This is a genomic window from Photobacterium sp., assembly GCF_057456235.1.
On the sequence record NZ_JBVCPH010000015.1, the window covers coordinates 50171 to 76590 of the forward strand.

Consider the following 26420-nt stretch of genomic DNA (forward strand, 5'->3'; position numbering starts at 1 on the left):
GTTTTCTATGAACCAATTAGTTTTCTTCATCAAATCCCGCTTCAATCAATGCGGTCACGGCATCCAATGCCTTTTGGGCGTCATTACCTTTGGCACTGACTCTCACCTGATGTCCCTGCGCAGACTCCAGCATTAATAGCCCCATGACACTATCAGCTGTTGCATTTTTCTCGTCGTTACTGATAGTCACGGTGGATTCAAAACTCTGTGCGAGTTCTACCAGTTTGATTGCCGCTCTGGCATGTAGTCCTAACCGGTTTTTGATAAACAGCTCACGGCTCAGGAATGTCATGACTTCTCTTCTAACGTACGATGGCGGATTTGTACTTGCTGGCCGCTATGCTGGAAATGATCGGCCAGTTGCTGGGCGACATAGACAGAGCGATGCTGGCCGCCGGTACACCCGATAGCGACCGTGACATAGCTGCGGTTGTTCTTTTCCAGCAGCGGTAGCCAGGTTTCAATAAAATTACGGATTTGATAGATCAGCTGGGTCACTTCGGTATGGCCGGCCAGATAGTCTTTGACGCTTTGATCCAGCCCCGTCTGTGGTTTGAGTTCGGGAACCCAATGCGGATTAGGCAGGAAGCGGACGTCAAACACATAATCAGCATCTGTGGGTAACCCATGCTTAAATCCGAAAGATTCAAATACCAGGATCAGCTCCCGAGAATCACGGCCAAGTACTCTTGATCGTACCGTTTCACTCAGATCATGAATGGATTTGTTGGTGGTATCAATCACCAGGTCCGCATGTTCTTTAAGCTCGGCCATAATCGTGCTTTCTGATTGAATAGCTTGTTCTAAGCTCATGTTTTGCTTCGAAAGCGGGTGCAGGCGACGAGTTTCGCTATAGCGTTTGACCAGTTCTTTGTCATCGGCATCGAGGAAAATTACGTTGACGTCGATCTGATCACTGAGCGAATCCAGGGTTTTCTGGATCTCCCCCGGCGCTGTTGGCATGTTACGGACGTCAATGCTGACCGCAATATCCTGCTGGTAATTTTCGACGGTGCGAATAAATTGCGGTAACAGGTTAACCGGCAGATTATCTACGCAGTAGTAGCCGAGATCTTCCAGTACGCGCAGAGCGACTGATTTGCCGGAGCCGGAACGACCACTTACGACCATTAACATCATGGCAGACATACCTCAAAGACTGGGGGGCGACTTACAATATTATGACTCATGGGTCATTATTTGATAAAGCTCTTCGTCACTTTTGGCCGTTCGTAATTGCTTACAAACCTGCTTATTGCTGAGCTTTTCAGCCATACAGGACAAGGTTTTCAAGTGCTCCTGGCATTGTGAATCAGGGACAAGGAGGGCAAAAAGCAGATCAACAGGCTGGTTATCGATCGCATCGAACTGGATCGGATCCTGGCACTGGATCAGTATCGCGACGGCCTGGTCACTGTTATTGATCCGCCCATGGGGGATCGCAATACCATTGCCAATTCCAGTACTGCCCATTTTCTCGCGATTCAGCATGCATTCAAATAGGGGGTGCGGATTTTGATCCAAGTGTTCAGCCGCAATCTCGCTGATAATTTCAAGGGCGCGTTTTTTGCTGGAGCAGTGGACTGCACTTTTCGTGCAGTCCAGGCTTAATACGGTACTCAGGTGCATGGTTAATGACTATTGAGTTTATTTTTGTGTTTGTTTAATTGACGTACGAGTTTATCCGTCAATGCGTCGATAGCGGCATACATATTTTCAGAATCCGCTCTGGCGTGAATTTCACCATTATTAATGTGCAAGGTCGCTTCTGCCCCTTGTTGTAATTTATCTACGTTCAAAATCACATGAACATTATTAATTTTATCGAAAAAGCGTTCTAGTTTGTCGAACTTAGTGGTGACGTAATCACGAAGTGATTGGGTAATTTCAACATGGTGCCCAGTGAGATTGATTTGCATAGACATCTTCCTTCTGTTGGCATCTGACTAAATCAGACGTTTTCGCTGATTAGATGGCGGAATGGCTAGAGACTCACGATACTTGGCAATTGTTCGCCTTGCAACCATGATCCCCTGTTCCGCCAATAACGTAGCAATCTTGCTATCACTTAGTGGCTTAGCTTGATTTTCAGTAGCAACCAGTTTCTTCACTAGTGCGCGGATTGCGGTTGATGAGCATTCACCACCGTTATCCGTACTAACGTGACTTGAGAAGAAGTATTTCAATTCAAATATACCGCGCGGAGTATGCATGTATTTCTGGGTTGTGACACGCGAAATCGTGGATTCATGCATCTCGACGGCAAGCGCAATATCATTAAGCACCATCGGTTTCATCGATTCTTCGCCGTAGTCAAAGAAGTCTTGCTGGTGTTCAACAATACAGCGGGCAACTTTTAGCAGGGTTTCGTTACGGCTTTCTAAGCTTTTGATCAGCCATTTAGCGTCTTGTAAATGGGTACGAATAAACAGGCTGTCAGCACTGTTCCGCGTGCTCTTGCTCAGGGCGGCGTATTGCTGGTTAACACGAATGCGTGGCACGCTATCGGGGTTGATGGTAACGATCCATTTTCCATGATCTTTAAACACCGACACATCGGGGATCACGTATTCGGTTTCTGATGGTACGATCCGATTGCCCGGACGCGGGTCTAAGCCATGGATCAGCTGCATGACTGACTTGAGATCGGGCTCTTTTAATTTGGTATCGCGCATTAATTGCCGATAATCCCGGTTTGCGAGCAAGTTAATATGATCTTTTAACAGCATCTTGGCTTCAGCGAGCCACGGCGTATCACCGGGGTAAGTCGCGAGCTGGAGCAACAGGCATTCTTGTAAATTGCGAGATGCCACCCCGAGCGGGTCAAACTGTTGTATGCGTTTTAGTACGGCTTCGACTTCGTCGAGTTCAATCTCGTCGTCGCCCATACTTTCTTGAATATCTTCCGCAGAACAAGTCAGGTAGCCCTTGTCATCAACCGCATCGATAATGGCGGTTGCAATGGCGACATCCGTTTCACTAAACGGTGTCAGCCCAACTTGCCACATCAGGTAATCCTGCAGCGATTCGGTCGTTTCTCCCTGATAGATCGGCATATCATCATCCATCGCGATGCCGGTACTGCCAGTGCCTGCGCTATAGACGTCGTCCCAGGTGGTATCTACCGGGAGCTCATCGGGCATTTCATGTTGTTCGATGGCTTCTGAGGTGTCGAACGGTTCAGGTTCGCTTTGCTCATTGTCTGAGGCGGTATTACTGTCTGATGATAGCTGTTCTGACGCGGTAAGCTCGACATTGGTCGACTCATTGGCTTTGTCATCGGTTGATGACTCGATGTCATTGGGGCTTTCCTCGAGTTCCAGCAATGGATTTCCGTCTAAGGCTTCCTGGATCTCTTGCTGAAGATCCAAGCTAGATAACTGCAGCAAACGGATGGCTTGCTGCAATTGTGGCGTCATTGCCAATTGTTGGCCTAGCTTAAGCTGGAGCGAGGTTTTCATTCGTGTTTATGCACCTTGTCATTATTATTTTGTGCGTGTAACTGAGTATCGAGCTTCTCGTACCAAGTACAAAGCTTCTAGCTTTTAGTTCGTCCTTATTTATAACTATAGACGGAACTGGTCACCCAGATAGACGCGTTTTACATGTTCATCATTTAATACATCAGCTGGTGTGCCATGAGCAATCAATTGCCCCTGACTGACAATGTAGGCATGTTCACACACATCCAGTGTCTCTCGAACATTATGATCGGTAATTAGGACGCCAAGCCCACGATCGCGTAAATGTTCAATGATCTTTTTGATGTCGATCACAGATATTGGGTCAACCCCGGCGAAAGGTTCATCAAGAAGAATGAATTTTGGGTTAGCCGCTAACGCCCGTGCGATTTCTACCCGCCGGCGCTCACCACCCGATAATGCCATACCTAAGCTGTTACGAATGTGCTGAATGTTGAATTCATCCAATAAGTCTTCCAGCTTATCCTGGCGCTGTTCTTTGGTCAGCTCCTTACGGGTTTGCAGGACCGCCATCAGGTTGTCGTGAACGCTCAGGCGACGGAAGATTGAGGCTTCTTGTGGTAAGTAGCCAATGCCCATTCGAGAACGGTTGTGCATTGGCTGTAAGCTGATATCGACACCATCAATCGTGATTTGACCTTCATCGCGTGCGACTAAGCCTACAATCATGTAAAAAGAGGTGGTTTTACCCGCACCGTTTGGCCCGAGCAACCCGACAATCTTGCCGGATTCTACTTCAAGGCTTACATCCGAGACGACTTTTCGGCCGTTATAACTTTTGGCCAGGTGTTCTGCTTTTAGCTTTGCCATGCGCGTCGCTTATTTCTTGTTACTATTCAATTGTTTTGGTTGCAAAATGGTCGTGACACGTTTCTTCTTGCCACTTTCTGCAACCAGTTTTTGTTCATCAATTTTATAACTGATGATGTTGCCCTGAATTTCACTGCCGTCCTGGATCAGGATCGCTTCATCGGTCATTTTTAAGAATTCTGTGGCGGTCTCATAGCGCATTTTAAGGGCTGCACCGTCAATGGGCTTGCCGTTATCCATGATTTGATGAAAGGTAGCCGGCTTGCCGTAGGCGTCGATGGTCTCTTTTCCTTCCTGGCCATCCGGGCGGGTGACGACAACGCGGTCGGCACGAATATCAATACTGCCCTGGCGGAGAATGACGTTGCCAGTGAATACGACAATATTTTTTTGAATATCAAGCTGTTGGCTGTTTGAGTCTATATAAATAGGCTGTTCTGTGTCATTACTTAACGCCCAGCTTGATGTGCTGATACACAGGCACAGCAGACTACTGATCTTATAAAGCTTCATATCTACCTTTTACATTCTTCAATAAGGTCGCCACACTGCGGTCCATATTACCTTTCATCCCAGTCCCTTCATTTTGGAAGGCGGAGCCGGTAATTACAACATGATCTTGTGTATCAAAATCTTTGCTGATCAAGTCAAGTCGTAAATTGTCAGTCTGCATAACCTTGATGGCCGATTCTGGCAGTAAGTTAAAAATACGCACATTACCCGTCATTTGAAGCACCTGGTTTTTATCCAGTCTGGCGGTAGCTGAACTGATGCGCCATTCGGTATTTTCGCCATTGCGATATACCCAGAGTACGGGTTTAATAAAGTCGGTATCGCCACTTTTACTAAAGTGTTCTAAATAGTCTGAATCAATTTGATAGCTGCGTATACCAGACTCAGTAAATGCCGTGTTGGAGACCACGCTACCAGTAAACAGCGGCTTTTCAGCATTGGGTTCTACTTGTATATCTGCCTGCCAGTTTTTTTCTAGCAAGTAGTAGCCAGTCCATGCACAAATGATCAGCAGCAGTGCATAGAGCAGCCTTTTTAAGGTCATATACTTAACCCTTTATGTTTATCTAGTTCGCCTTTGGCTTCGAGGATTAAATCGCACACTTCACGTACGGCACCATAGCCACCTTGGATCCGGGTTACAAAATCAGCCCGTTGCGCCAGTAGCGGGTGGCCATCTGCCACGCAAACGGCTAATCCTACTTTTTCCATCACAGGCCAGTCAATCAGATCATCGCCAATGTAAGCGGTCTGTTCTGCCGGGATCGCCAGATTCGCAACAATATCCTGGTAAGCGGCGACTTTATTATCTTGTCCCTGGTACACATGTTTAATGCCCAGTGCTGCCATCCGGCTTTCGACAATGGCCGATTTGCGACCGGTAATGATAGCGATGTCGACGCCAGCCCCCATCAGCGATTTGATACCGTAGCCATCACGGGTATGGAAGGTTTTGAGTTCTTCGCCGTCATTTCCCATGTAAATACGGCCGTCAGAGAAAACACCGTCAACATCACAAATCAGTAAGCGGATATTCTTCGCTCGCTGATAAATGGTTTGACAGACCGGACCGTAAATAGTTTCTACTTGTGCTGTCATTACATTACCCCAGCTTTAAGCAGGTCATGCATATTTAATGCGCCGATCAGGCGACCATTCTCTGTCACGAGTAAGCCGTTGATCTTTTTATCTTCCATTAGCTTTAAGCCTTCTGCTGCAAGCAGGTTGGCGGCAATAGTCGACGGATTACGGGTCATGACGTCGCCGATCGGGGTATTGTGTATATCAATACGGTTATCAAGCAAGCGGCGTAAGTCGCCATCGGTGAAAATCCCCGTCAGCTGCTGCTGGCTGTCGACAACGGCTGTCATGCCTAACCCTTTGCGCGAGACTTCCAGCAGCGCATCCTTAATAGTGGCATGTTCATCGATAAGAGGTAGCAAGTCACCGGAGTGCATGACATCAGAGATACGTAGCAGCAGCTTACGACCCAATGCGCCGCCTGGGTGAGAAAGGGCAAAATCATTGGCAGTAAAACCGCGGGCTTCCATTAGCGCGATTGCCAGCGCATCACCCATTACCAGCGTTGCTGTTGTACTGGAAGTCGGTGCCAAGTTCAGCGGGCATGCCTCTGTCGCTACGGTGATCTGGAGGTGAATTTGCGACAGCTTTGCCATGCTCGATTCTGGTTTACCGGTCATGCTGATCAGAGGCATGCCCAGGCGTTTAATAACCGGTAACAGGGCGAGGATCTCTGAGGCTTCCCCGGAGTTTGAAATCGCCAGGACGACATCCTCTTTTCCTATCATGCCTAAGTCGCCATGGCTGGCTTCACCAGGGTGGACAAAGAAGGAAGGGGTCCCGGTACTGGCGAGTGTCGCCGCAATTTTATTGCCGATATGACCGGATTTACCCATCCCCATGACAATTACTTTACCGCGGCAGTTCAAGATAAGCTCACACGCCAGGGTAAAGCTGCCGTTCATGTATTGTGTGATTTGCTGCAGTGCTTCTATTTCAATTTCAAGGACTTTGCGACCATGAGCGCAAAAATCAAACTTCTCTGACATGATATAGGTCTCCGTTAGGCCGCTAGATTATAAAACAGATAGAACTGATAGGCGATAAAACAAGAAACCAACGTGCCACCTTCTATGCGATTGATACGACGATGTTTTCCAAGAGCCATAAAGATCAATAAGATTGAAACCCCGAGCATAACGTAGAAGTCTCGACTCATGGCCAGCGGGCTGATCACTGACGGGTTCAGTAAGCCCGGGATCCCCATAACAGCCAAAATATTGAATACATTTGAGCCGATAATATTGCCGACCGCCATGTCATCCTCACCTTTGAAGATGCTGGCAATCGAAGCGGCCAGTTCCGGCAAGCTGGTACCGATCGCAATAATTGTCAGGCCGATAATTAAATCACTCATACCAAAGAACTTGGCAATGGTTACTGCCGAGTCGACCAGCATGCTCGCAGCATAAGGGAGCAGTACCAGTCCGACGATGATCCAGATCGTAGCCGCTTTGTTACTGACGCCTTCCGGGATTTCTGATTCTTGCTCGCTTGTTAACGGATCGCCGGCCAGTTGGGCTTGGCGGCTGATTTTTAACATCGCCATCAGGAAGAATACGAATAAGACGACCAGTAATATCCCTTCCTTGAAGCCCAGGTAGTTATCCCATAGCAGGAACCCGGCGATTAAGGTGACAGCCAGCATCAGCGGTAATTCCCGACGAATGATCGTAGAGCTGATGGACAGCGGTTTTATCAGGGCAGTTAGGCCGAGGATAAGCGCAATATTGGCGATATTCGAACCCAGGACATTACCGACAGCCGTATCGGTTTTTCCTGCCAGAGAAGCGGTAGCCGAAACCATCATTTCCGGTGCCGATGAGCCCATCGCAAGGATGGTCATACCGATCACCAGCGGTGTAACACCTAAATTTTTTGCTAGCGCGGCAGCACCAAAAACGAGTCGATCTGCGCTCCATACCAGTAACACTAAACCAATACACAGCAACACTATGGCTTCGAGCATTCTTATCCCTTTAGTTTTTAAGACAAAGTTTCATTGTTAGTTCAATCACATTAACTTACAGCATTGAATGGTGTGCTGATAAATGCAATTGGTATATATAAGAGGGGGTAATTTTGACGGTAAGCAAGACAAAAGGGAAGGGAAAGCCGTGACTAATTGATTGGGACAATACTTATTATTATCAATACCTGTATTTATTGTGCCATTCTTTACTCAAATCATAATCGTACGAAGGATCGTCATCGCTAACGGTGAGTTCATTGAAACAGCGTTCAAAAAACTGTTATCCTTAACTGAGGAAAAATATAATTGGGCAGCAGAGCAGAAGATGCCAGCCGGTTACCAGGGCGCGAAATTCGGGTGATGGGCCTTTTAGTGATGAAATAACAGGAAACTAACAATTAGTCTCTTGAGTCAGTTGCATAATGTACTTATGATCGTTAGCTCACACGAATGATCAATCCCTTTGTTGTTGAAATAGTTACTATTGTTTAAACATTCTTTGTTAAGAACAATCACCGCGAGCTAAGCCGCGGCAGAGATAAATGAGATGAATGTGTTTTTATCCCTGTTAATGCATGGATATTGACGGGGAATAGGTTGAGATGGCCAAAGTGGCCGACAGGATGGATATGGAGCCGACTGAAACGCTAGTTTCAATAAAAAACCTCACGTTCTCACGAGGAGAACGGAAGATCTTTGATGATGTCAGCTTGGATGTGCCAAGAGGTCAAATCACCGCCATCATGGGGCCATCAGGGATCGGGAAAACCACCCTGCTGCGCCTGATTGGTGGTCAGTTAGCCCCGGACAGCGGAGAAATCTGGTTTGAGCAATGGAATATTCCCCGCTTGAATAGCCGTGATCTCTATGTGGCACGAAAACAAATGAGCATGCTATTTCAGTCTGGCGCACTGTTTACCGATCTGACGGTGTTCGATAATGTGGCCTACCCACTCCGTGAGCATACCGATCTACCCGACGACTTGCTGCGTACTTTAGTGCTCCTGAAGTTAGAGGCGGTCGGGCTGCGCGGTGCTGCGGAGCTGATGCCTAATGAGCTCTCTGGCGGTATGGCACGACGTGCTGCGCTGGCCAGGGCAATAGCGCTTGATCCTGACTTAATCATGTTCGACGAACCTTTTGTCGGTCAGGATCCGATCACCATGGGGATCCTGGTTAAACTTATCGACAGCCTGAATAAGGCGTTAGGGATAACGGCGGTGATCGTTTCCCACGACGTGCCGGAAGTGATGAGTATTGCCGATCGGGTGTATTTATTGTCGGGCAGTAAAATTATTGGCAGTGGTACACCTGATGAACTTCAGGCCAATCCTGATCCTCGCGTTCGTCAGTTTCTTGATGGCGATGCGGACGGCCCGGTGCCATTTGACTTCCCTGCCCAACCATTGGAACAAGATTTGTTTACTGGCGCTGGCAGTAAAAGTATTCGCTGAAATAGAAAAGGCAAGTCTCATCATGATTATTGATTTTATTGCGCGACTGGGCCGAAGGGGGATCGACAAATGTCAGCTCTTCGGACGTGCAACATTACAGCTTTACGGGGCATTGGTCTGTAAGCCTCAGCCGAGAATAATGTTTCCGCTATTGGTCAAACAATTGTATTCGGTCGGGGTGTTATCGGTCGCCATCATTATGGTTTCCGGATTGTTTATCGGGATGGTACTGAGCCTGCAGGGCTACATTGTTTTAATCGATTTTGGGGCTGAAACCAGCCTCGGGCAGATGGTTGCCTTGTCGCTGCTACGTGAATTGGGCCCTGTCGTGACGGCCTTGTTATTTGCCGGACGAGCCGGCTCAGCGCTTACCGCTGAAATTGGTTTGATGAAGGCAACAGAACAGCTTTCCAGCCTGGAAATGATGGCCGTTGATCCATTGCGCCGGGTGATCGCCCCGCGTTTCTGGGCGGGTGTGATTTCGATGCCGCTGCTATCATTGATTTTCTGCGCCGTAGGTATCTGGGGCGGACAGCTGGTCGGTGTCGACTGGAAGGGGATTGACTATGGTAGCTTCTGGTCAGTGATGCAGTCTTCCGTCGAGCTGGGGCAAGATATCGGCAACAGTATTATTAAAGCAGTGGTCTTTGCCATAACCATAACCTGGATTGCGGTATTTAATGGCTATGACACCGTACCGACGTCAGAGGGGATCAGTCGGGCAACCACGCGAACGGTCGTTAACTCATCTCTCGCGGTATTGGGATTAGACTTTGTACTGACAGCCTTAATGTTTGGGAACTAAAGGGTGTTTGGTCATTCATCGATTTTTGGGAATTAACGGATGCAACAGAATAAAAATTTAGAGTTATGGGTAGGGTCGTTTGTGCTGGCTGGTATTGTTGCCTTGCTGGTACTTGTTTTTAAAGTCGCTGATGTGCAGAACATCGGGGGTAATGATACCTATACGTTAAAAGCACAGTTTGACAATATCGGGGGACTGAAAGTGCGCTCCCCGATCAAGGTCGGCGGTGTCTCTGTCGGCAGTGTGACCGCAATTACGCTGGATGCTGAAACCTATACGCCGGTTGTGACATTGGCGATCGAGAAAAAATACGGGAATTTTCCTGAAACCAGTTCAGCTGCCATCCTTACATCAGGACTGCTGGGAGAGCAATACTTGGGCATTAGCCCGGGCTTTGTGGATGAGGATATCGCTATGCTGGAAGATGGCGATTTGATTGAAGATACCAAGTCAGCGTTAGTGCTGGAAGATATGATAGGCCAAGTGCTTTACAGCATGAACGGCGATAGTCAGGAATAGAGGGGGGATCATGAAACTAGTACGATACGTTTTACTGTGGATGGCAAGCCTGCCGCTGTTTATTACTACAACGTTTGCTCATGCTTCTTTGGTGGATGCCACGGAACCTTATCGGATGATCGAGAAAGTTTCACAGATAACGTTCGACCGTATGAAGTCTGAGCAAACCGAGATTCAAGGTAACCCGGACTATTTACGCACGGTAGTCAAAGAAGAACTACTGCCATACATCAATACCCGTTATGCCGCCTATAAAGTGCTGGGGCCGCAATTAAAAAAAACCACCAGAGAGCAGCGCAACGAGTTTGTTGATGCGTTTAGCCATTATTTGGTGGCTTCTTATGCTCAGGTACTGACCCAGTATACGGATCAGGATATTAGGGTTGAACCGCCGAAACCTATTCCCGCCGATCGTACTATCGTCTCGGTTCGGGTTGAAATTCTCGACAGGCAGCGCCCGCCGATCCGTCTGGATTTCAAGTTACGCTTAAATAAGACAACCCAGGAATGGCAGTGCTTCGATATGATAGCAGAGGGCATCAGTATGATTTCCACCAAACAGAGCGAATGGAGTGGACAGCTTCGCACTGAAGGGGTGGATGTGGTTATCCAAAACCTTAAAGACCTCGCTGCCAAGCCGATCCGCCGTGAGGATAAGGCGAATGAGTAAGCCTGAGATTTCGTTGCAGGTACTGGGAAATGGCCATTATCGCTTGTCAGGTGAGTTAGAACGTGACACAGTTCCGGACTTTTGGCGGCAAAGACATGAATGGATGCCACAAGATTCTAAGGTAACGCTCGATCTTTCAGCCTTAGCTCGGGTAGACTCTGCAGGCATGGTAATGCTGATTCATGTATATCAAGAATTGAGCAGCACGGGGTGTGACGTCACCTTGTTAAATGTGCCGGAGCAGCTTATAACTTTGCTACGCCTTAGCCATGTAGAATCAATGTTAGCTGCCTGTATTAAATAAGCAGCAAAGAGGATAGCTTGTGGAAATCTCTGAAATCAAAAAAATTCTGGAAACAGCCCTAGAACTCGATGAAGTTATCGTGAAAGGTGAAGGCAGCCACTATGAAGTGATCGCGGTGGGTGCTCTGTTTGACGGAATGAGCCGCGTCAAGAAACAACAAACCATCTATGGCCCTCTGATGGGGCATATTGCGGCTAACGATATCCATGCGCTAAGCATTAAAACATTCACGCCACAAGAATGGGCGCGTGATAAAAAGCTAATGTCGCTGTCTTAAGAGGTTAATGATGCAGAAGTTTCAAATCCAGGGCGGTGGCCCATTAAGTGGCGAAGTCTCCATTTCTGGTGCTAAGAATGCAGCATTACCGATATTATTTGCTTCGCTACTGGCCGAAGAGCCCGTTGAAGTTGCGAATGTTCCGAAGTTGCGCGATATCGATACCACGATGGAGCTGCTGAGCCGTTTAGGGGTGAAAATTTCCCGTAATGGCTCTGTGCATATCGACGCCAGTGGTGTTAATGAGTTCCGTGCACCGTATGATCTGGTAAAAACCATGCGGGCGTCGATTTGGGCGCTGGGTCCATTGGTTGCGCGTTTTGGCCAGGGCCAGGTATCGCTACCGGGCGGCTGTGCGATTGGAGCCCGTCCGGTAGATTTACATATTCATGGCCTTGAGCAGCTCGGTGCAAAAATCACCCTGGAAGAAGGTTATGTGAAAGCTTCTGTCGATGGTCGTTTAAAAGGCACCCATATCGTGATGGATAAGGTCAGTGTCGGTGCAACCGTGACGATCATGTCGGCTGCCACGCTGGCGGAAGGCACGACGATCATTGAAAATGCCGCACGTGAACCTGAAATTGTTGATACGGCGGACTTTTTAAACGTGCTGGGTGCGAAAGTGACTGGCGCAGGTACCGACACCATTACGATTGAGGGTGTTGAGCGTTTAGGTGGGGGCTACCATGAAGTCGTTGCTGACCGTATCGAGACCGGTACCTTCCTGGTTGCATCCGCGGTGTCTGGCGGAAAAATCACTTGTCGAAATACCCGGCCTTCACTGTTGGAAGCCGTGTTAGCTAAGCTTGAAGAAGCCGGGGCGGCCATTGAAACGGGTGATGACTGGATCAGTCTGGATATGACGGATCGCGAGTTGAAAGCGGTAAATATCCGCACCGCGCCGCACCCGGGTTTCCCGACTGATATGCAGGCACAATTCTCACTGCTTAACTTAGTGGCGAAAGGTACTGGCATTATTACCGAAACCATTTTTGAAAATCGATTCATGCACATCCCTGAACTTATTCGGATGGGGGCGCAAGCTGAGATCGAGGGCAACACGGTGATTTGCGGTAATACCGATGGCCTGAGCGGTGCCCAGGTGATGGCGACAGATTTACGGGCATCAGCAAGTCTGGTTATCGCCGGAAGCATCGCTGAAGGGGAAACAATTGTTGATCGTATCTACCATATTGACCGTGGCTACGAGCACATTGAAGAGAAATTCAGTGCGTTAGGCATGAAGATTAAGCGCATCAACGAAAGCGAATAAGCCAACGCCGAATTTGTTGAGAACCAGAAAAAGCCTCGTTATGACGAGGCTTTTTGCTGTTTACGTTTTTTCCATGGCTTCGAGTCCGTGACGCCAGAGGTAATGTCTACATTAATAGCCGTTAGGCTCATCAGAGACTAAAACAGACAGTATTTTTGTTTCACCATTGCGCAGAATCTTCATTTCAACAGTACTGCCAGGGCGGATTTCAGTGACGATATCCAGTACATTACGCTTGTCGGTGACTGGCCGGCCATCAATTTCCACCAGTATATCTTGGATCTTGAAGCCGGATTTAGCGGCTGGCCCTTCCGGATCCATCCCCATCACAATAATTCCGCTGATTTGGTCGGCATCATACAAGCGCGCCATCACAGGGTTAATGTCTCGCCCGTCAATACCGATATAGCCGCGAATGACGCGACCATCAGCAATCAGCTTCTGCATAATTTTATGGGTCAGCTCGTAGGGAATGGCAAAAGAGATCCCATAGGTTTCAATGTCGGTTGCCTGCTGAAACGAGGCTGTATTAATACCGACCAGCTCTCCCCGGGCATTCACCAGTGCGCCACCCGAGTTACCGTCGTTAATCGCGGCATCCGTTTGCAGGAAATCCTGACGACCAAAGCTCATACCCGAGCGACCTGTTGCCGAAATAATACCGTAGGTCGTGGTTTGACCAAGGTTATACGGGTTACCTATCGCTAACACCACATCACCCACTGCCGGTTGGTAATTAGGGTTTAATGGGATAACGGGCAGGTTGTCAGCCTGAATTTTTAAGACGGCAATATCGGTACGGCGATCTTTACCAATCAGTTGGGCGGTGAAAAAACGGCCATCCTGTAGGGCAACAATCACTTGGTCGGCTTCTGCTACCACGTGATAGTTGGTCACGATATAACCTTTATCGCTCATAATGACACCGGAGCCCAGCCCTTGGGTGCTCAATTGCAGGCGGTCTTCGGCGTTATAGCGGCGGTTGTAAATATTAACGACGGCAGGCGAGGCCCGGCGAACGGCATAATTAAATGACATTTGGCTCTGGCTTGTTTCTACCGTACTCAGAGAGTCTGGTGCCGTGAACATTTTATGGCGTAATTCAGGGATAGCGACGAGTAACACAACGGCCGTGATGATGCCAAGTAAGATGGATCGACTAAAAAAAGCCAGCATCAATGCTCCCTTGAAAACGGTTGGAAATAACGGGTAAAAATAGCATTAAATAACTGAGGTGAATGCCACTTATTTAATATAATTGCAATTAATACGAGGCAGGATATCACTCCATTGCCTTTCTCAACAAGTTTTGATGATCTGAGGCCCCCAGACCATGATGATCTGGGGGAAGGGAGCAGGAATGGAAGGGATGATTAACGAATAACCAGGTACAAGATGTTGTCAGCACGCTTAATTTCCAGTGCCAGGACATTAGGGTTCTTATCCAGTGACTTGCGCAGCTCACCTAAATTTCTTATAGGCTTGCGGTTTAGCCCAATAATAATGTCATCTTTTTGCAACCCGTAACGGGCGACAAGCGACTTTTCATCAACACTGATGACCTTAACCCCACTAACACCATCGCTGCTGGTTGTGTTGGCAAACTCAGCACCTGCTAGCCCCGGATGAAGGTTATCGGCCTTAACCTTATTCTGGGTTGCTTCTTGCAGCGTCACGGTAAAGTCTTTCTCTTTACCGTCTCGAATTACGCCTAGGCTGATCTTTTTGCCGGCACCTAATGTTGCAATTTTTGCGCGTAATTCACTAAACGTACGAATTTGTTTGCCGTTGACAGACACAATAATATCACCGGCTTTCAGGCCCGCTTTTTCCGCTGCAGAGGCAGGCATAACCTGATTGATAAAGGCTCCCTGGTTGGTTCCATAGCCGAATGCTTCGGCCAGTTCAGCCGTGAGCTCCCCGCCTTGCACCCCGAGTACGCCGCGTTTGACTTCACCAAATTCCAGGATCTGTTCGGAGAGGTTTTTTACCATATTGGCAGGAATGGCAAAGCCAATACCGACGTTGCCGCCGTTGGGGCCTAAAATGGCGGTATTAATACCAATGAGCTCACCGTTGAGGTTGACTAGAGCACCGCCAGAGTTGCCACTGTTGATCGCAGCATCCGTTTGAATAAAGTTCTCAAAGTTCTCGATATTGAGGCCGCTGCGGCCCAGGGCTGAGATAATACCCGATGTCACGGTTTGGCCTAAGCCGAAGGGGTTACCGATTGCGACGGCAAAATCACCGACGCGAAGTTTATCGGAATCAGCCAGCTTGATCTCTGTGAGGTTTTTGGCTGTTTCCACTTTTAGCAGTGCAATATCGGACATCTTATCGCTACCGATAAGTTCGGCCGTTAACTCCCGCCCGTCATACAGTTGTACTAATATCTTGTCGGCACCGTTGATAACATGATGATTAGTTACAATAAAGCCTTTCTTTGCATCGACAATAACGCCAGATCCTAAGCCTCTGAATGGCTGCTCACGGACTTGTTCGGCGGGAAAATCAGGGCCAAAGAAAAAGCGGAATGAGTCGGGGATCTGCTGCCTTGAAACATGCTTACCTTCTACCGCAATGCTGACGACTGCGGGGGTCACTTGCTCTACCATCGGGGCAAGGCTCGGAAGCTGCTGGTGATCCACGGATAATGGCAGGGCAGCGGTTGCGGGAATTGGCGCGATAACAGAACTGATGCTTAATGCCAGCGCACTTAAAACAAGCAAAGGTTTTTTCATCATAACTAAACTCCGGGTGGACAAGTGATACCAATCCACCTAAGCAATATGGAACCGTCCAGATCCTTAGGGGATTGCAATATTTCGACTTAAATACCGGAGTTTAGTTCAAAAAAATACCAAGTGATCAAATTCACGTTAACAAAGACCGATGTTACGGTAAATTAACTTGCCTTTGATTCTTCGAGTTTTTCCGGCTCACCTTTCAGTAAGCCTGTGGCACCGTTGGCATAGTCTCGAGGTTGATCATGAATTGGCTCGGCTATTTTCTGCACCGATTCCAGTGTGCTGATGCGGCGAGAGAACGGGTTGTCCTGATCAGGCAGATTCGGCATTAACTCGGTTGATGTTTTGGCCATGTGTTCGTAAAGCTTGCTGTAGTCTTTTGCAATATTATCGAGCAGCTCAGCACTGCACGCAAAATGGTCGACCAGCTCTTGACGATACTGCTCGAGTTCGTATTTTGATTTATCGAGGTCTTTCTTTAGCTCTTTTTGCTGTTTTAGGTTTTTGTTGCCTAAACGGGCTGCAAACGCACCAATGACGATACCAGCGGATAAAATAAGAAGCGCATAAATCCAAGCCATAAAAAACTCCTTGTGACTGAATTGAAAACGAGGTCAATACCTGCCTATTCATTTACTATACATGCTGAATCATAGGCATGGTACTCTATTGTTTGTTAATTGTGGTCGATCATAAAGATGAGAATAAGTGGGTGGTAAAGGATGACACCAAAGCAAAAATATCAACAAGATCTCCAGTTGCCGGCATTTTTTGCTGATCACGCGCAGGCAATCGCAGTCTCGCACCTTGATGATCTTTACCATCGCATGCTGGCCCCCAGAGCCGAACGGAAAAGCTCTTTCGTCGACCGTTTCTTTAGGCGCGATCACAAGCAACCAGAGATCGCACCTGTCAGAGGTTTGTATTTTTGGGGGGGAGTGGGGCGAGGCAAAACCTATCTGGTGGATACGTTCTTTGAATGTTTACCGATCGAACGGAAAATGCGGATCCACTTCCATCGATTTATGCACCGTGTGCATCATGAACTGCAGCGATTATCGGCACAACCCGATCCTTTAGAGCGGGTCGCCGATACGTTTAAAGATGAAACGGACATCATCTGCTTTGATGAATTTTTTGTATCGGATATTACTGACGCAATGATCCTGGGAACATTATTTGAGGCCCTGTTTCAGCGAGGTATAACCTTAGTGGCCACTTCAAACATCCCTCCTCAAGATCTTTATCGCAATGGTTTGCAGCGCGCCCGTTTTCTACCTGCAATTGCGATGATTGAGCGCCATTGTGAGGTGGTGAATGTCGACTCAGGTGTTGATTATCGGCTGAGAACCCTGGAGCAGGCAGAAATCTATCACTCACCACTCGATGCTCAGGCAGAGCAAAATATTGAGCAGTATTTTTATCAGTTGTCGGTAGAGCCGCGCACATTCGACGTAGAGATTGAAATTAATAATCGGATGCTGCCGGCCCGTCATGAGGCGGATGGGATTGTGCATTTTACGTTTAAGACCTTATGCCAGACAGCCCGTAGCCAGAACGACTATATGGAAATTGCCCGTGTCTATCATACCGTATTGCTTTCAGAAGTGATTGTCATGGGCGAGAGTGACGACGATTCTGCACGCCGTTTTATCGCGATGGTTGATGAGTTTTATGAACGCAATGTTAAATTAATTATTTCTGCCGCCACCGGATTAGAGGGTTTGTATTGCGATGGGCGGTTGGAGTTTGAGTTTAAGCGATGCTGCTCTCGACTTATTGAAATGCAAAGTCACGAGTACTTAGCAAAACCGCATTTGGCGTAACTGACCGGTTCAACATTGGCGACAGGTCGCCGACTAATTGCCCATCGATGAACCTTGTGAGGTGGGCGATATCATTCAACTCGAATCTGTGATGGGGCGATAGAGAGAAAAAACCATTTTTTTTTGAAAAAAAGGTGATTTTTTCTCCACCCTTCCCTATAATCTTCCGACCCACCGTACCTGTACGGCGAAAGCCGGGAGTGCCAACCGCTCGAAGGGGTGATGACTGGGCTCTGTACAGTAGGGAGCGTTTTTTGACGTTCCCTGTAGTGAATCAATTTAATAATCGGGTAATTATTAGCATGAAAACTTTCGTTGCTAAACCAGAAACAGTAAAACGTGACTGGTACGTTGTTGACGCTGAAGGTAAAACTCTTGGTCGTCTGGCAACTGAAATCGCATCTCGTCTACGTGGTAAGCACAAGCCGGAGTACACTCCGCACGTTGACACTGGTGACTACATTGTAGTTATCAATGCAGAAAAAGTGACTGTAACTGGCGCTAAGAAGACTGACAAAATGTACCACCACCACACTGGTTTCATCGGTGGTCTGAAGTCAATCAGCTTTGAAAAGCTTATCGATAAGAAGCCAGAAATGGTTATCGAAACTGCTGTTAAAGGCATGCTTCCTAAGGGTCCTCTAGGCCGTGCAATGTACCGTAAGCTGAAAGTTTACGCAGGTACTGAGCACAACCACGCGGCACAACAGCCGCAAGTACTAGACATCTAATTGGGAATTATGACAATGGCAGAGAATCAATACTACGGCACTGGCCGTCGCAAAAGCTCAGCTGCTCGCGTTTTCATTAAACCGGGTACTGGCAACATCGTAATCAACAAGCGTAGCCTTGACGTATACTTCGGTCGTCCAACAGCACGTATGGTTGTTCGTCAGCCACTTGAGCTTGTTGAAATGACTGAGAAGCTAGACCTGTACATCACTGTTAAAGGTGGTGGTATCACTGGTCAATCTGGCGCTATCCGTCACGGTATCACTCGCGCTCTTATGGAGTACGATGAAACTCTACGTCCTGTTCTACGTGCAGCTGGCTACGTTACTCGTGACGCTCGTTGCGTTGAGCGTAAGAAAGTTGGTCTACGTAAAGCACGTCGTCGTCCACAGTTCTCTAAGCGTTAATATTACGCACCAGGATTTATTCTGGTTACTGTGTGCAGAAAAGCTCAACCTTCGGGTTGGGCTTTTTTTTTTGCGTCTTTTCCAGGCGATTTTTGTATTTTAAAGCAAAAAGAACATACCTCTCACATTTGTTGCGGAAAAGTAGCTTTATCTTGTCATAATGTAGGCTTTTCATTATCATTTGGTAGTTAACAACAGCTAGAAAATGTAATTAATATCTGTTGTTTCTTTCCGTTTTAAAGTTAGCCGCAAGCTCCATGGACGCAAAAGGACATAATAATAATCCAGAGCGGGAGCACATTGGAGAAAGTTGGATGAGCAAAGCGCCAGTAAGTAACGGCCGACGCCGCTTCCTGACTGTGACGACTTCGGTTGTTGGAGGTCTGGGTGCAGCTGCTGTAGCTGTGCCTTTTATCAAATCGTGGAACCCGAGTGCGAGAGCGAAAGCAGCCGGTGCGCCAGTTGAAGTTGATATCAGTAAATTGGAAGATGGCCAGATGGTACGCGTCGAGTGGCGTGGTAAGCCTGTTTGGGTCGTGCGTCGTAGTGATGCAATATTAAAAGAATTGGCTGGTCATGATGGCCAGCTTCGCGATCCGGCTTCGGCTGAACCGCAGCAACCAGATTATGCCCAGAATCAATTCCGTTCAGTTAAGCCTGAAATTTTTCTAGCTGTGGGTATTTGTACTCACCTTGGTTGTTCCCCCACCTATCTGCCCGACAGCTTCAGTGAACAAGTGAGTGGTGTCAGTGCAGGTTTCTTCTGCCCATGTCACGGCTCCAAGTTCGATATGGCAGGACGGGTATTTGCGGGAGTTCCGGCACCGCTAAACCTGGTGGTACCGCCTCATTTGTTTGTGGACGATCACACGATTATTGTCGGTGTTGATGAGGGGACAGCATAATGGATGCTTTACTCGGTTGGATTGAAAAGCGATTACCCATGATGGATGCTTACAAAAAGCATTTGTCTGAATACCCGATGCCGAAGACCTTTAACTTCTGGTATCTCTTCGGTTCGTTAGCGATGCTGGTGCTGGTTAACCAGCTGATTACGGGTATCTGGCTAACCATGAACTATGTACCATCTGGTGATGGTGCGTTTGCCTCTGTTGAATACATCATGCGTGATGTTGATTACGGCTGGCTGCTGCGTTATATGCACTCAACAGGCGCATCGGCGTTCTTTATTGTCATCTATCTGCATATGTTTCGTGGTTTGATCTACGGTTCATACCAGAAGCCCCGTGAGCTGCTGTGGCTGTTCGGTATGTTGATCTTCCTGGTGCTGATGGCCGAAGCCTTTATGGGTTACCTGTTACCCTGGGGACAAATGTCTTACTGGGGAGCCCAGGTCATTATTTCGCTGTTTGGTGCGATTCCCGTTATCGGTGATGATCTGACGCTGTGGATCCGTGGTGACTATGTTATCTCGGGGGCCACGCTGAACCGTTTCTTTGCACTGCACGTTATTGCGCTGCCTATCGTACTGCTGTTACTGATTGTTCTGCACGTACTGGCATTGCACGAAGTGGGGTCAAACAATCCGGATGGTATTGAAACCAAACTGCCTAAAGGCAGCAAAGGTGAAGGGTACAAAACGCAGTTCAAATTCCATAAGCAATACAGTGATAAATACGACATTATCGATTCTATTCCGTTCCACCCTTACGGCACGGTAAAAGATATGGTCGGCATTGCCGTATTTGCCTTTTTGTTCAGCTATGTCCTGTTCTTTAACCCGGAAATGGGCGGCTACTTCCTTGAGCCACCTAACTTTGAAGCAGCTAATCCGCTGAAAACACCTGAACATATTGCGCCGGTATGGTATTTCACGCCGTTCTACGCCATCTTGCGTGCGGTACCTGACAAATTGTTAGGTGTTGTGGCCATGGGGGCGTCAATCGTCGTGCTATTCCTGTTGCCGTGGCTGGATCGCTGTAAGGTTCGTTCATTCCGCTACCGCAGCAAGCTTCACCTGATCAACATTGCTCAGTTCACGGTCAGCTTTATTGCTCTGGGTATTTTGGGAGCCTTACCGGCAACGGCAACGTACACCGTGATGGCGCAGATCTTTAGCTTAGGTTACTTCATGTTCTTTGTTTTACTGTTTTTCTACAGTAAGAATGAAGCAACTAAACCGCTACCAGAGAGGGTGACATTCAAATGAAAAAATGGATTGTAATGCTATTCGCTCTGTTGCCCTCGTTAGCGATGGCCGCTGGTGGTAACGTGCATTTAGATGCTGCGAATAATGATATCTCTGATCAGGCATCGTTGCAGAATGGCGCTAAAACATTTATGAATTATTGTTTTGGTTGCCATGCTACGCAGTATCAGCGTTATGAGCGTGTCGCAACGGATTTGGGTATTCCGTTTGACTTGATGAAAGAGAACCTGATTTTCGATAAAGATGCGAAGATCGGTGATCTGATGACAAATTCAATTTCTACCGAATATGCTGCGGCTTCGTTTGGCGCTCCTGCACCGGATCTAACCCTGGTTGCACGTGTCCGTGGACCCGATTGGATCTATACTTATTTACGTTCTTTCTATGCTGATCCTAGCCGTCCATTCGGCGTTAACAATGTGGTATTCCCAAGTGTGGGTATGCCACATGTACTGGAAGAGCTGCAGGGTGTACCAACTAAAGTGTATGAAACGCGACTGGTTGATGGCGAAGAAGTTAAAGAATATATGGGCATTGAGTCTGACGGTACCGGCGAGTTAAACTCGGACGAATACGACGAAGTAGTTCGTGATTTGGTGAACTTCCTCGAATATTCAGCCGAGCCTATCAAACTTGAACGTCAGCGTTTAGGTTGGTGGGTAATGGGCTTCATTGTTATATTCTTTGTTCTAACTGTACTGTTGAAGAAAGAATATTGGCGTGATGTCTACTGATCGGGTAATCTAGTCGGTTAAGAATCTCGCAATGGGGGCTCCAGCCCCCATTGCTTTTTGTGTATTTGATTATACTGGAGGGGTCAATGGCTGTTGCTGCCAATAAACGCTCTGTGATGACTCTGTATTCTGATGCTTCAGATATCTATAGCCATCAGGTGCGTATTGTACTAGCAGAAAAAGGTGTTAGTGTTGAAATTGAGCTGGTTGATCCAAATAACCTGCCAGAAGATCTACTGGACCTGAATCCATACAATTCTGTTCCAACTCTTGTTGATCGTGAGCTGGCTCTGTACCAGGCTGGTATCATTATGGAGTACTTGGATGAGCGTTTTCCTCACCCGCCTCTAATGCCTGTTTACCCAGTTGCCCGTGGTAACAGTCGTTTGATGATGTACCGTGTTGAACGAAACTGGTACACACTGGCTGAAAAAATTAATAAAGGTACAGCGGAAGAAGCAGAGAAAGCTCGTAAACAGTTACGTGAAGAACTGCTTGCTCTGGCACCTGTATTTGCTGAATACCCATACTTTATGAGCGACGAGTTTAGCTTGGTAGACTGTTACCTTGCTCCGTTACTATGGCGTCTGCCTGAGATGGGTATCGAATTAAGTGGTGTCGGCGCGAAAGAAGTGAAAGCATACATGACACGTGTGTTTGAGCGTGATTCGTTCCTGGCATCTCTGACTGAAGCTGAACGAGAAATGCGCCTGGCTGGTCAATAATGGATATGGAAAAACTAACGCCGCGTCGTCCGTATTTGATGCGTGCGTTTTACGACTGGTTAGTGGATAACGACCTGACGCCTCACCTGGTAGCAGACGCTACTTTACCGGGTGTTAAAGTGCCGATGGAATTCGTTAGTGATGGGCAGATTGTTCTGAACATTGCACCACGTGCGGTAGGCAATCTGGAACTGGGGAATGAAGCGGTCAGCTTTAATGCCCGTTTCAGTGGCCGCCCACACTCTGTCATCGTACCTTTGTACGCCGCTGTTGCGATTTATGCGCGCGAGAATGGCGCAGGAACGATGTTCGAGCCTGAACCGGCTTATGCTGGGGATATAGCAGCTTCTGACGAAAACGATGAAGCAGAACATGACAGTAGTGTCGAACAAAAGGAAGAGGCGTTAACGTCGGTTTCAGCTCTGGTTGAAGTCACTGATGACGGCGAACCTGAGGATGAGCCACCACGCCCTCGTGGCAGGCCAAGTCTTCGAGTCGTAAAATAAAAAAGCGCAGCCAATTGGCTGCGTTTTTATTTGTCGGCGCTAAGATTTCGATTCTATCATTTTCTCGCTACTTTCTTATCCTTCCTGATACTCGAAGACCTTCACTACTTTCTTCACCCCAGAAACATTACGGGCGATATCTGATGCGGTGTCAGCTTGGGCGCGAGTGACATAACCCAGCAAATAGACTTCCTGGCCTTCCGTTATCACCTTGATTGAGACGTCTTTCAGTTTTTTACTGCCGACGATCTGTGATTTAACTTTCGTCGTGATCCAACTGTCTTTGCTCACTTCCGCCAAGTCAGGCAATGGGCGAATACGTACCTGGTTATAAACCAACCGGACATTATCCAGCTGGCGAACATTCTGCGCCAGTAACTGGAGAATATCCTGCTCAACGGCCTGGCCAACGATCAAGACTTTGCCCTCGATGGAAATGGCATTTATCCGGACTTGCTGGCGAAATGGCGGTTTATTCGCGAGTCCGCCAACTTCCATTTCAATTTGTTGATCATGCCATTGCTGTTTGGTATCGCGAGGATCTGCCGAAGAGAGTCCTGAACAGCCCTGTAGCAGGGCTAACAAGGCTATCACCAGTAAATGGTGCCGTTTCATTGCTTATCCTTCATGTTGTGGGAATAACACCTGATCAATCAAATCACATAAACAGTGTACCGTCAGCAAATGACCTTCCTGAATGCGAGCGGTGCGCTGGGACGGGATCCGAATTTCAACATCCTGCACCCCCAGCAGGCCGGCCATTTCACCGCCGTCCTTTCCTGTCAGGGCGATAATGGTCATATCGCGGGTCAGGGCTGCTTCCATTGCCTTGATAATATTCTTGCTGTTGCCGCTGGTTGATAACACCAGCAGAATATCGCCGGCCTGGCCCAGTGCACGCACCTGTTTCGAAAATATCTCATTGTGGTGGTAATCATTGGCCACCGCCGTCAGGATTGTGGTATCGGCGGTTAGCGACAGTGCTGGCAGGCTCGGGCGCTCTGTCTCAAAGCGGTTGATCAGACAAGACGCGAAGTGCTGTGAGTTAGCGGCTGATCCGCCGTTGCCGCAAGATAAAATTTTATTACCGTTCAGCAGGCTCTGCACCATAATCTGCGCGGCTTTTGAAATAGCATCAGGCAAAGCTTCCGCCGCCGCGATTTGAGTTTGGATACTTTCGGTAAAACTTTCTTTAATGCTGTCTAGCATGGATCAACCTTCAACTAGGATGTTGGTAAACCACTCAATCTGGTGATCGGGGCCCTGAATAGCGACCACATCAAACCGAAACGCGGTGTGTTCGGATGATAAGCCATTTTTTTGTAGCCAAAACAGCGCAGCACGCTTCAGCTTTTGTTGTTTTCGCCAGTTTACGGCTTCGGCCGGGGAGCCGAAGTGGATCTGCTTTCTGTATTTTACTTCGACGAAAACCCAGCAATCACCGTCGCGCATGATCAGATCAATCTCACCGCTGCGACACTGAAAATTGCGCGTAACAGGGCTAAGGTGATGGCGTTGTAAAAAACGTTCGGCCATCGCCTCATAGACCTGGCCTTGCTGGCGCTTATTGAGCTGGCTCAATGCCATTTCCGGTAAAGACCGCCCAACTGATCTGGCGTTGCACCACACACTGGTCGTCAATGCCAAGCCGGCCGGTTTTTCCTGACGTGGTGTAATTGTCGACGACACGCATTTGCGGCAGCTCAGTGATCATCTTATAAGCATCCATCCCGAAGGCGTGGAGGCGAATTGTGGTGTTGTTCTGGTTCGGCCACAATTGGCTGAAACGTTCCATAAAGCGCTGGTCAGGATCAACCAGCAACGGAATATCACTGAACTCGATGCCTCGTAACTCACTCATGTTAGTGCTGGTGCCAGGATTACTGCGCGAGCTGGCATAGAGCTGAGGCGGTTTAACATCCGGGTTAATGGCGACGTCAATGAATGGCTTAAGCAGGGTTAATTCATTATTGCTGGCCACCAGGTAGACCGCATCGGTATCACGGCGGCTGCGTTGCTGAGATTCCAGCTCAATCTCTAACAGCTGCTGCATCTGATTGATGCGGGTCTGGCTGTCGTTAAGACCGAAAGTGGTCGCGATTTGCTGCTGGATTTCTTTGCGTGAGCCGAAGTCTTTGGTATCCGGTAATTTGCCTGTCAGCTGTTGCCATTGTTCGGCGAAAGCATCGCTCACACGCTGGCCAAAACTATTGTCGGGTGCCAGCACCAGCGGGTAACGATGACCTTTGGCAAACAGGTGCCGGGCAGCCTGCTCGGCTTCCTGCTCCGGTGATAGCGAGAAATAGCAGGCATTGGTCTGGCGCAAATCCAGCTCTTCCGGCCGGTTCAACGCCAGCATGGTGATCTGTTCAGTATTATCTTGCTGGAATTCAATCACTTTATCTTTACGCAAGGGGCCGATAACAAATTGCACGCCATCTTGCTGTAGCTTGGCCATGATGGCTGGTATCGATTCGGCTTCCGTGTCGTAAATCGTCAGCTCGGTGTCAGCATCGCGGCCAGTATCATCGAGCATGGCGTTGACAAAACCATCCCGGACGGCCTTACCCTGCGATTCAAAACGTCCGTTAAGCGGCAATAATAAGGCAACATTATCCAGTGCCGTGATTTCCAGCGCCATAATAGCTTGCAGTTCAGCAGGCAGATACTGGTTAGCCGGATGGTAAGGATTGCTGCCTAGCCATTCATCCACCACACTTTTCAGCCGTACCGGACGCGGTGAATAGGTGTTTTTCAGAATGCTCAGCTGAACCCAGCCTCGCAGTACGGTTTCATCCTCGTTAAGGCGAAGAGACTGCAGCTGATTATTGTTATAGCGTGACAAATCACGCCACAGGTTTTGCCAGTTAGCGTGTTTTTGCTCTGCGGCCAGGTACTGATCCAGTGCGGTACGTTCACGAGCCGCCTGGAGCGCCTGATCGAGCTGGGAAAAAAGCTCAGCTCTTAGCATATGGAAACGCTGGTACTGGTTGTCTGCCAGTTGCCACCATGGCTGGAAGTTCAGGGTATCCAGCGCTTGTTGTGGCTGACCTTGCTGGTAGCGAAGCGTCGCACGGGCCAGTTGCCATTCAGCCATTTGGATCTGACTGAGTGACATCCGGGCAAGGCGCTCGGCCTGCAGCTCGGCTTGCGGCCATAGGCCTTCTTTAATGAAGGCTTTCAGTGCCAGAATTTGCCAGTTAATGCTTTCTAAACCTTCACTGGATTCGGCTTTTATCAGATAATTCGCAGCGCTGTCAGTCGCGGCGGCGGTAATATCAGTGGCCACGGCCTGCTGTTGATCCGACGAGCTACAACCGGCCAACATCACAGCAAAGGCTACAGGCGCCAGCAGTCGTGATACACTTTTACGCTTATGGGTAAAATTGAGCATTGAATTCATTCAACTGTGAA

General features: G+C 48.2%; 33 protein-coding genes. 15 read left to right on the top strand and 18 right to left on the bottom strand.

Features of this window, described 5'->3' with window-relative positions:
- Positions 1-16: 16 nt before the first annotated feature.
- From AC2204_RS16010 to AC2204_RS16060, 11 genes are all read right to left on the bottom strand, one after another.
- Positions 17-292, bottom strand: a complete 276-nt coding sequence (locus AC2204_RS16010; protein WP_318926682.1) for an HPr family phosphocarrier protein — start codon at positions 290-292, stop codon at positions 17-19.
- On the bottom strand, positions 289-1140 hold the full coding sequence (rapZ, locus tag AC2204_RS16015; RefSeq protein ID WP_318926683.1) for an RNase adapter RapZ: 852 nt from the start codon (positions 1138-1140) through the stop codon (positions 289-291). The genes AC2204_RS16010 and rapZ overlap by 4 nt, the downstream gene beginning before the upstream one ends.
- 39 nt (positions 1141-1179) lie before the next feature.
- Positions 1180-1629 (bottom strand): PTS IIA-like nitrogen regulatory protein PtsN, encoded by a 450-nt coding sequence (gene ptsN, locus AC2204_RS16020; RefSeq protein WP_318926684.1) that lies wholly within the window; start codon positions 1627-1629, stop codon positions 1180-1182.
- A 2-nt stretch (positions 1630-1631) separates the two neighbouring features.
- Entirely contained in the window at positions 1632-1919 is a 288-nt protein-coding gene (hpf, locus tag AC2204_RS16025; RefSeq protein ID WP_107283649.1) for a ribosome hibernation promoting factor, read from the bottom strand.
- A gap of 27 nt (positions 1920-1946) precedes the next feature.
- Positions 1947-3461: an RNA polymerase factor sigma-54 gene (locus AC2204_RS16030; RefSeq protein WP_318926685.1), complete on the bottom strand. Its 1515-nt coding sequence runs from the start codon at positions 3459-3461 to the stop codon at positions 1947-1949.
- 105 nt (positions 3462-3566) lie between these two features.
- Positions 3567-4292: an LPS export ABC transporter ATP-binding protein gene (lptB, locus tag AC2204_RS16035; protein ID WP_318926686.1), complete on the bottom strand. Its 726-nt coding sequence runs from the start codon at positions 4290-4292 to the stop codon at positions 3567-3569.
- A 9-nt stretch (positions 4293-4301) separates the two neighbouring features.
- Positions 4302-4805, bottom strand: a complete 504-nt coding sequence (gene lptA / locus AC2204_RS16040) for a lipopolysaccharide transport periplasmic protein LptA (RefSeq protein ID WP_318926687.1) — start codon at positions 4803-4805, stop codon at positions 4302-4304.
- Positions 4792-5349, bottom strand: coding sequence for an LPS export ABC transporter periplasmic protein LptC (lptC, locus tag AC2204_RS16045; RefSeq protein ID WP_318926688.1), 558 nt, complete (start codon positions 5347-5349; stop codon positions 4792-4794). Before lptC ends, lptA begins: the two co-directional genes overlap by 14 nt.
- Positions 5346-5903, bottom strand: coding sequence for a 3-deoxy-manno-octulosonate-8-phosphatase KdsC (gene kdsC / locus AC2204_RS16050; RefSeq protein ID WP_318926689.1), 558 nt, complete (start codon positions 5901-5903; stop codon positions 5346-5348). Before kdsC ends, lptC begins: the two co-directional genes overlap by 4 nt.
- The gene (locus AC2204_RS16055; protein WP_318926690.1) at positions 5903-6874 is read right to left on the bottom strand and encodes a KpsF/GutQ family sugar-phosphate isomerase; all 972 of its coding nucleotides are present in this window, start codon (positions 6872-6874) and stop codon (positions 5903-5905) included. Before AC2204_RS16055 ends, kdsC begins: the two co-directional genes overlap by 1 nt.
- 14 nt (positions 6875-6888) lie before the next feature.
- A complete protein-coding gene (locus AC2204_RS16060; protein ID WP_318926691.1) occupies positions 6889-7854 on the bottom strand; it encodes a calcium/sodium antiporter in 966 nt (321 codons plus the stop codon).
- A gap of 632 nt (positions 7855-8486) precedes the next feature.
- Here AC2204_RS16060 and mlaF point away from each other — a divergent pair.
- Genes mlaF through murA form a run of 7 tightly spaced genes read left to right on the top strand, consistent with a single transcriptional unit; the run spans position 8487 to position 13159 of the window.
- A complete protein-coding gene (mlaF, locus tag AC2204_RS16065; RefSeq protein WP_318926766.1) occupies positions 8487-9311 on the top strand; it encodes a phospholipid ABC transporter ATP-binding protein MlaF in 825 nt (274 codons plus the stop codon).
- A gap of 22 nt (positions 9312-9333) precedes the next feature.
- Positions 9334-10116, top strand: a complete 783-nt coding sequence (gene mlaE, locus AC2204_RS16070; RefSeq protein WP_318926692.1) for a lipid asymmetry maintenance ABC transporter permease subunit MlaE — start codon at positions 9334-9336, stop codon at positions 10114-10116.
- Between the two features lie 39 nt (positions 10117-10155).
- Entirely contained in the window at positions 10156-10635 is a 480-nt protein-coding gene (gene mlaD / locus AC2204_RS16075) for an outer membrane lipid asymmetry maintenance protein MlaD (RefSeq protein WP_318926693.1), read from the top strand.
- 10 nt (positions 10636-10645) lie between these two features.
- On the top strand, positions 10646-11305 hold the full coding sequence (mlaC, locus tag AC2204_RS16080; protein WP_318926694.1) for a phospholipid-binding protein MlaC: 660 nt from the start codon (positions 10646-10648) through the stop codon (positions 11303-11305).
- Positions 11298-11609, top strand: a complete 312-nt coding sequence (locus AC2204_RS16085) for an STAS domain-containing protein (protein WP_318926695.1) — start codon at positions 11298-11300, stop codon at positions 11607-11609. Before mlaC ends, AC2204_RS16085 begins: the two co-directional genes overlap by 8 nt.
- A 19-nt stretch (positions 11610-11628) precedes the next feature.
- On the top strand, positions 11629-11886 hold the full coding sequence (ibaG, locus tag AC2204_RS16090; RefSeq protein WP_318926696.1) for a BolA family iron metabolism protein IbaG: 258 nt from the start codon (positions 11629-11631) through the stop codon (positions 11884-11886).
- 10 nt (positions 11887-11896) lie between these two features.
- Positions 11897-13159 (top strand): UDP-N-acetylglucosamine 1-carboxyvinyltransferase, encoded by a 1263-nt coding sequence (gene murA / locus AC2204_RS16095; RefSeq protein ID WP_318926767.1) that lies wholly within the window; start codon positions 11897-11899, stop codon positions 13157-13159.
- A 111-nt stretch (positions 13160-13270) separates the two neighbouring features.
- On the opposite strand, the gene degS is transcribed toward murA, so the two are convergent.
- The 3 genes from degS to zapG form a co-directional block, all read right to left on the bottom strand.
- Positions 13271-14335, bottom strand: coding sequence for an outer membrane-stress sensor serine endopeptidase DegS (gene degS / locus AC2204_RS16100; RefSeq protein ID WP_318926697.1), 1065 nt, complete (start codon positions 14333-14335; stop codon positions 13271-13273).
- Between the two features lie 197 nt (positions 14336-14532).
- The gene (locus AC2204_RS16105; protein ID WP_318926768.1) at positions 14533-15900 is read right to left on the bottom strand and encodes a Do family serine endopeptidase; all 1368 of its coding nucleotides are present in this window, start codon (positions 15898-15900) and stop codon (positions 14533-14535) included.
- Positions 15901-16064: 164 nt separating this feature from the next.
- Positions 16065-16487 (bottom strand): Z-ring associated protein ZapG, encoded by a 423-nt coding sequence (zapG, locus tag AC2204_RS16110; RefSeq protein ID WP_318926698.1) that lies wholly within the window; start codon positions 16485-16487, stop codon positions 16065-16067.
- Positions 16488-16628: 141 nt separating this feature from the next.
- Here zapG and zapE point away from each other — a divergent pair, with 141 nt between their 5' ends.
- From zapE to sspB, 8 genes are all read left to right on the top strand, one after another.
- On the top strand, positions 16629-17732 hold the full coding sequence (gene zapE, locus AC2204_RS16115; RefSeq protein WP_318926699.1) for a cell division protein ZapE: 1104 nt from the start codon (positions 16629-16631) through the stop codon (positions 17730-17732).
- A 302-nt stretch (positions 17733-18034) separates the two neighbouring features.
- Complete coding sequence (rplM, locus tag AC2204_RS16120) at positions 18035-18463, top strand: 50S ribosomal protein L13 (protein ID WP_318926700.1); 429 nt, start codon at positions 18035-18037, stop codon at positions 18461-18463.
- 15 nt (positions 18464-18478) lie between these two features.
- Complete coding sequence (gene rpsI / locus AC2204_RS16125) at positions 18479-18871, top strand: 30S ribosomal protein S9 (protein WP_107283668.1); 393 nt, start codon at positions 18479-18481, stop codon at positions 18869-18871.
- A gap of 314 nt (positions 18872-19185) precedes the next feature.
- Entirely contained in the window at positions 19186-19776 is a 591-nt protein-coding gene (gene petA / locus AC2204_RS16130) for a ubiquinol-cytochrome c reductase iron-sulfur subunit (protein ID WP_318926701.1), read from the top strand.
- Positions 19776-21041: a cytochrome b gene (locus AC2204_RS16135; RefSeq protein WP_318926702.1), complete on the top strand. Its 1266-nt coding sequence runs from the start codon at positions 19776-19778 to the stop codon at positions 21039-21041. Before petA ends, AC2204_RS16135 begins: the two co-directional genes overlap by 1 nt.
- Positions 21038-21775 carry a cytochrome c1 gene (locus AC2204_RS16140; protein ID WP_318926703.1) on the top strand — a complete coding sequence of 246 codons (738 nt, stop codon included), beginning with the start codon at positions 21038-21040 and terminating at the stop codon, positions 21773-21775. Before AC2204_RS16135 ends, AC2204_RS16140 begins: the two co-directional genes overlap by 4 nt.
- Before the next feature lie 86 nt (positions 21776-21861).
- Positions 21862-22500, top strand: coding sequence for a stringent starvation protein SspA (sspA, locus tag AC2204_RS16145; RefSeq protein ID WP_318926704.1), 639 nt, complete (start codon positions 21862-21864; stop codon positions 22498-22500).
- On the top strand, positions 22500-23006 hold the full coding sequence (gene sspB / locus AC2204_RS16150) for a ClpXP protease specificity-enhancing factor (protein ID WP_318926705.1): 507 nt from the start codon (positions 22500-22502) through the stop codon (positions 23004-23006). The genes sspA and sspB overlap by 1 nt, the downstream gene beginning before the upstream one ends.
- Before the next feature lie 75 nt (positions 23007-23081).
- Here sspB and AC2204_RS16155 read toward each other — a convergent pair whose 3' ends face one another.
- From AC2204_RS16155 to AC2204_RS16170, 4 genes are read right to left on the bottom strand one after another with little or no spacing between them, the layout of a single operon-like run.
- Positions 23082-23621 (bottom strand): BON domain-containing protein, encoded by a 540-nt coding sequence (locus tag AC2204_RS16155; RefSeq protein WP_318926706.1) that lies wholly within the window; start codon positions 23619-23621, stop codon positions 23082-23084.
- A 3-nt stretch (positions 23622-23624) separates the two neighbouring features.
- Positions 23625-24215 (bottom strand): phosphoheptose isomerase, encoded by a 591-nt coding sequence (locus tag AC2204_RS16160; protein ID WP_318926707.1) that lies wholly within the window; start codon positions 24213-24215, stop codon positions 23625-23627.
- Positions 24216-24218: 3 nt separating this feature from the next.
- A complete protein-coding gene (locus AC2204_RS16165; RefSeq protein ID WP_318926708.1) occupies positions 24219-24593 on the bottom strand; it encodes a YraN family protein in 375 nt (124 codons plus the stop codon).
- Positions 24571-26400 (bottom strand): penicillin-binding protein activator, encoded by a 1830-nt coding sequence (locus AC2204_RS16170; protein ID WP_318926709.1) that lies wholly within the window; start codon positions 26398-26400, stop codon positions 24571-24573. Before AC2204_RS16170 ends, AC2204_RS16165 begins: the two co-directional genes overlap by 23 nt.
- Positions 26401-26420 lie beyond the last annotated feature (20 nt).

Coding starts and splice junctions, on each gene's coding strand:
- AC2204_RS16010 (WP_318926682.1), bottom strand. CDS start 292: ATGACATTCCTGAGCCGTGAGCTGTTTATCAAAAACCGGTTAGGACTA.
- rapZ (WP_318926683.1), bottom strand. CDS start 1,140: ATGATGTTAATGGTCGTAAGTGGTCGTTCCGGCTCCGGCAAATCAGTC.
- ptsN (WP_318926684.1), bottom strand. CDS start 1,629: ATGCACCTGAGTACCGTATTAAGCCTGGACTGCACGAAAAGTGCAGTC.
- hpf (WP_107283649.1), bottom strand. CDS start 1,919: ATGCAAATCAATCTCACTGGGCACCATGTTGAAATTACCCAATCACTT.
- AC2204_RS16030 (WP_318926685.1), bottom strand. CDS start 3,461: ATGAAAACCTCGCTCCAGCTTAAGCTAGGCCAACAATTGGCAATGACG.
- lptB (WP_318926686.1), bottom strand. CDS start 4,292: ATGGCAAAGCTAAAAGCAGAACACCTGGCCAAAAGTTATAACGGCCGA.
- lptA (WP_318926687.1), bottom strand. CDS start 4,805: ATGAAGCTTTATAAGATCAGTAGTCTGCTGTGCCTGTGTATCAGCACA.
- lptC (WP_318926688.1), bottom strand. CDS start 5,349: ATGACCTTAAAAAGGCTGCTCTATGCACTGCTGCTGATCATTTGTGCA.
- kdsC (WP_318926689.1), bottom strand. CDS start 5,903: ATGACAGCACAAGTAGAAACTATTTACGGTCCGGTCTGTCAAACCATT.
- AC2204_RS16055 (WP_318926690.1), bottom strand. CDS start 6,874: ATGTCAGAGAAGTTTGATTTTTGCGCTCATGGTCGCAAAGTCCTTGAA.
- AC2204_RS16060 (WP_318926691.1), bottom strand. CDS start 7,854: ATGCTCGAAGCCATAGTGTTGCTGTGTATTGGTTTAGTGTTACTGGTA.
- mlaF (WP_318926766.1), top strand. CDS start 8,487: ATGGAGCCGACTGAAACGCTAGTTTCAATAAAAAACCTCACGTTCTCA.
- mlaE (WP_318926692.1), top strand. CDS start 9,334: ATGATTATTGATTTTATTGCGCGACTGGGCCGAAGGGGGATCGACAAA.
- mlaD (WP_318926693.1), top strand. CDS start 10,156: ATGCAACAGAATAAAAATTTAGAGTTATGGGTAGGGTCGTTTGTGCTG.
- mlaC (WP_318926694.1), top strand. CDS start 10,646: ATGAAACTAGTACGATACGTTTTACTGTGGATGGCAAGCCTGCCGCTG.
- AC2204_RS16085 (WP_318926695.1), top strand. CDS start 11,298: ATGAGTAAGCCTGAGATTTCGTTGCAGGTACTGGGAAATGGCCATTAT.
- murA (WP_318926767.1), top strand. CDS start 11,897: ATGCAGAAGTTTCAAATCCAGGGCGGTGGCCCATTAAGTGGCGAAGTC.
- degS (WP_318926697.1), bottom strand. CDS start 14,335: ATGCTGGCTTTTTTTAGTCGATCCATCTTACTTGGCATCATCACGGCC.
- AC2204_RS16105 (WP_318926768.1), bottom strand. CDS start 15,900: ATGAAAAAACCTTTGCTTGTTTTAAGTGCGCTGGCATTAAGCATCAGT.
- zapG (WP_318926698.1), bottom strand. CDS start 16,487: ATGGCTTGGATTTATGCGCTTCTTATTTTATCCGCTGGTATCGTCATT.
- zapE (WP_318926699.1), top strand. CDS start 16,629: ATGACACCAAAGCAAAAATATCAACAAGATCTCCAGTTGCCGGCATTT.
- rplM (WP_318926700.1), top strand. CDS start 18,035: ATGAAAACTTTCGTTGCTAAACCAGAAACAGTAAAACGTGACTGGTAC.
- rpsI (WP_107283668.1), top strand. CDS start 18,479: ATGGCAGAGAATCAATACTACGGCACTGGCCGTCGCAAAAGCTCAGCT.
- petA (WP_318926701.1), top strand. CDS start 19,186: ATGAGCAAAGCGCCAGTAAGTAACGGCCGACGCCGCTTCCTGACTGTG.
- AC2204_RS16135 (WP_318926702.1), top strand. CDS start 19,776: ATGGATGCTTTACTCGGTTGGATTGAAAAGCGATTACCCATGATGGAT.
- AC2204_RS16140 (WP_318926703.1), top strand. CDS start 21,038: ATGAAAAAATGGATTGTAATGCTATTCGCTCTGTTGCCCTCGTTAGCG.
- sspA (WP_318926704.1), top strand. CDS start 21,862: ATGGCTGTTGCTGCCAATAAACGCTCTGTGATGACTCTGTATTCTGAT.
- sspB (WP_318926705.1), top strand. CDS start 22,500: ATGGATATGGAAAAACTAACGCCGCGTCGTCCGTATTTGATGCGTGCG.
- AC2204_RS16155 (WP_318926706.1), bottom strand. CDS start 23,621: ATGAAACGGCACCATTTACTGGTGATAGCCTTGTTAGCCCTGCTACAG.
- AC2204_RS16160 (WP_318926707.1), bottom strand. CDS start 24,215: ATGCTAGACAGCATTAAAGAAAGTTTTACCGAAAGTATCCAAACTCAA.
- AC2204_RS16165 (WP_318926708.1), bottom strand. CDS start 24,593: ATGGCATTGAGCCAGCTCAATAAGCGCCAGCAAGGCCAGGTCTATGAG.
- AC2204_RS16170 (WP_318926709.1), bottom strand. CDS start 26,400: ATGCTCAATTTTACCCATAAGCGTAAAAGTGTATCACGACTGCTGGCG.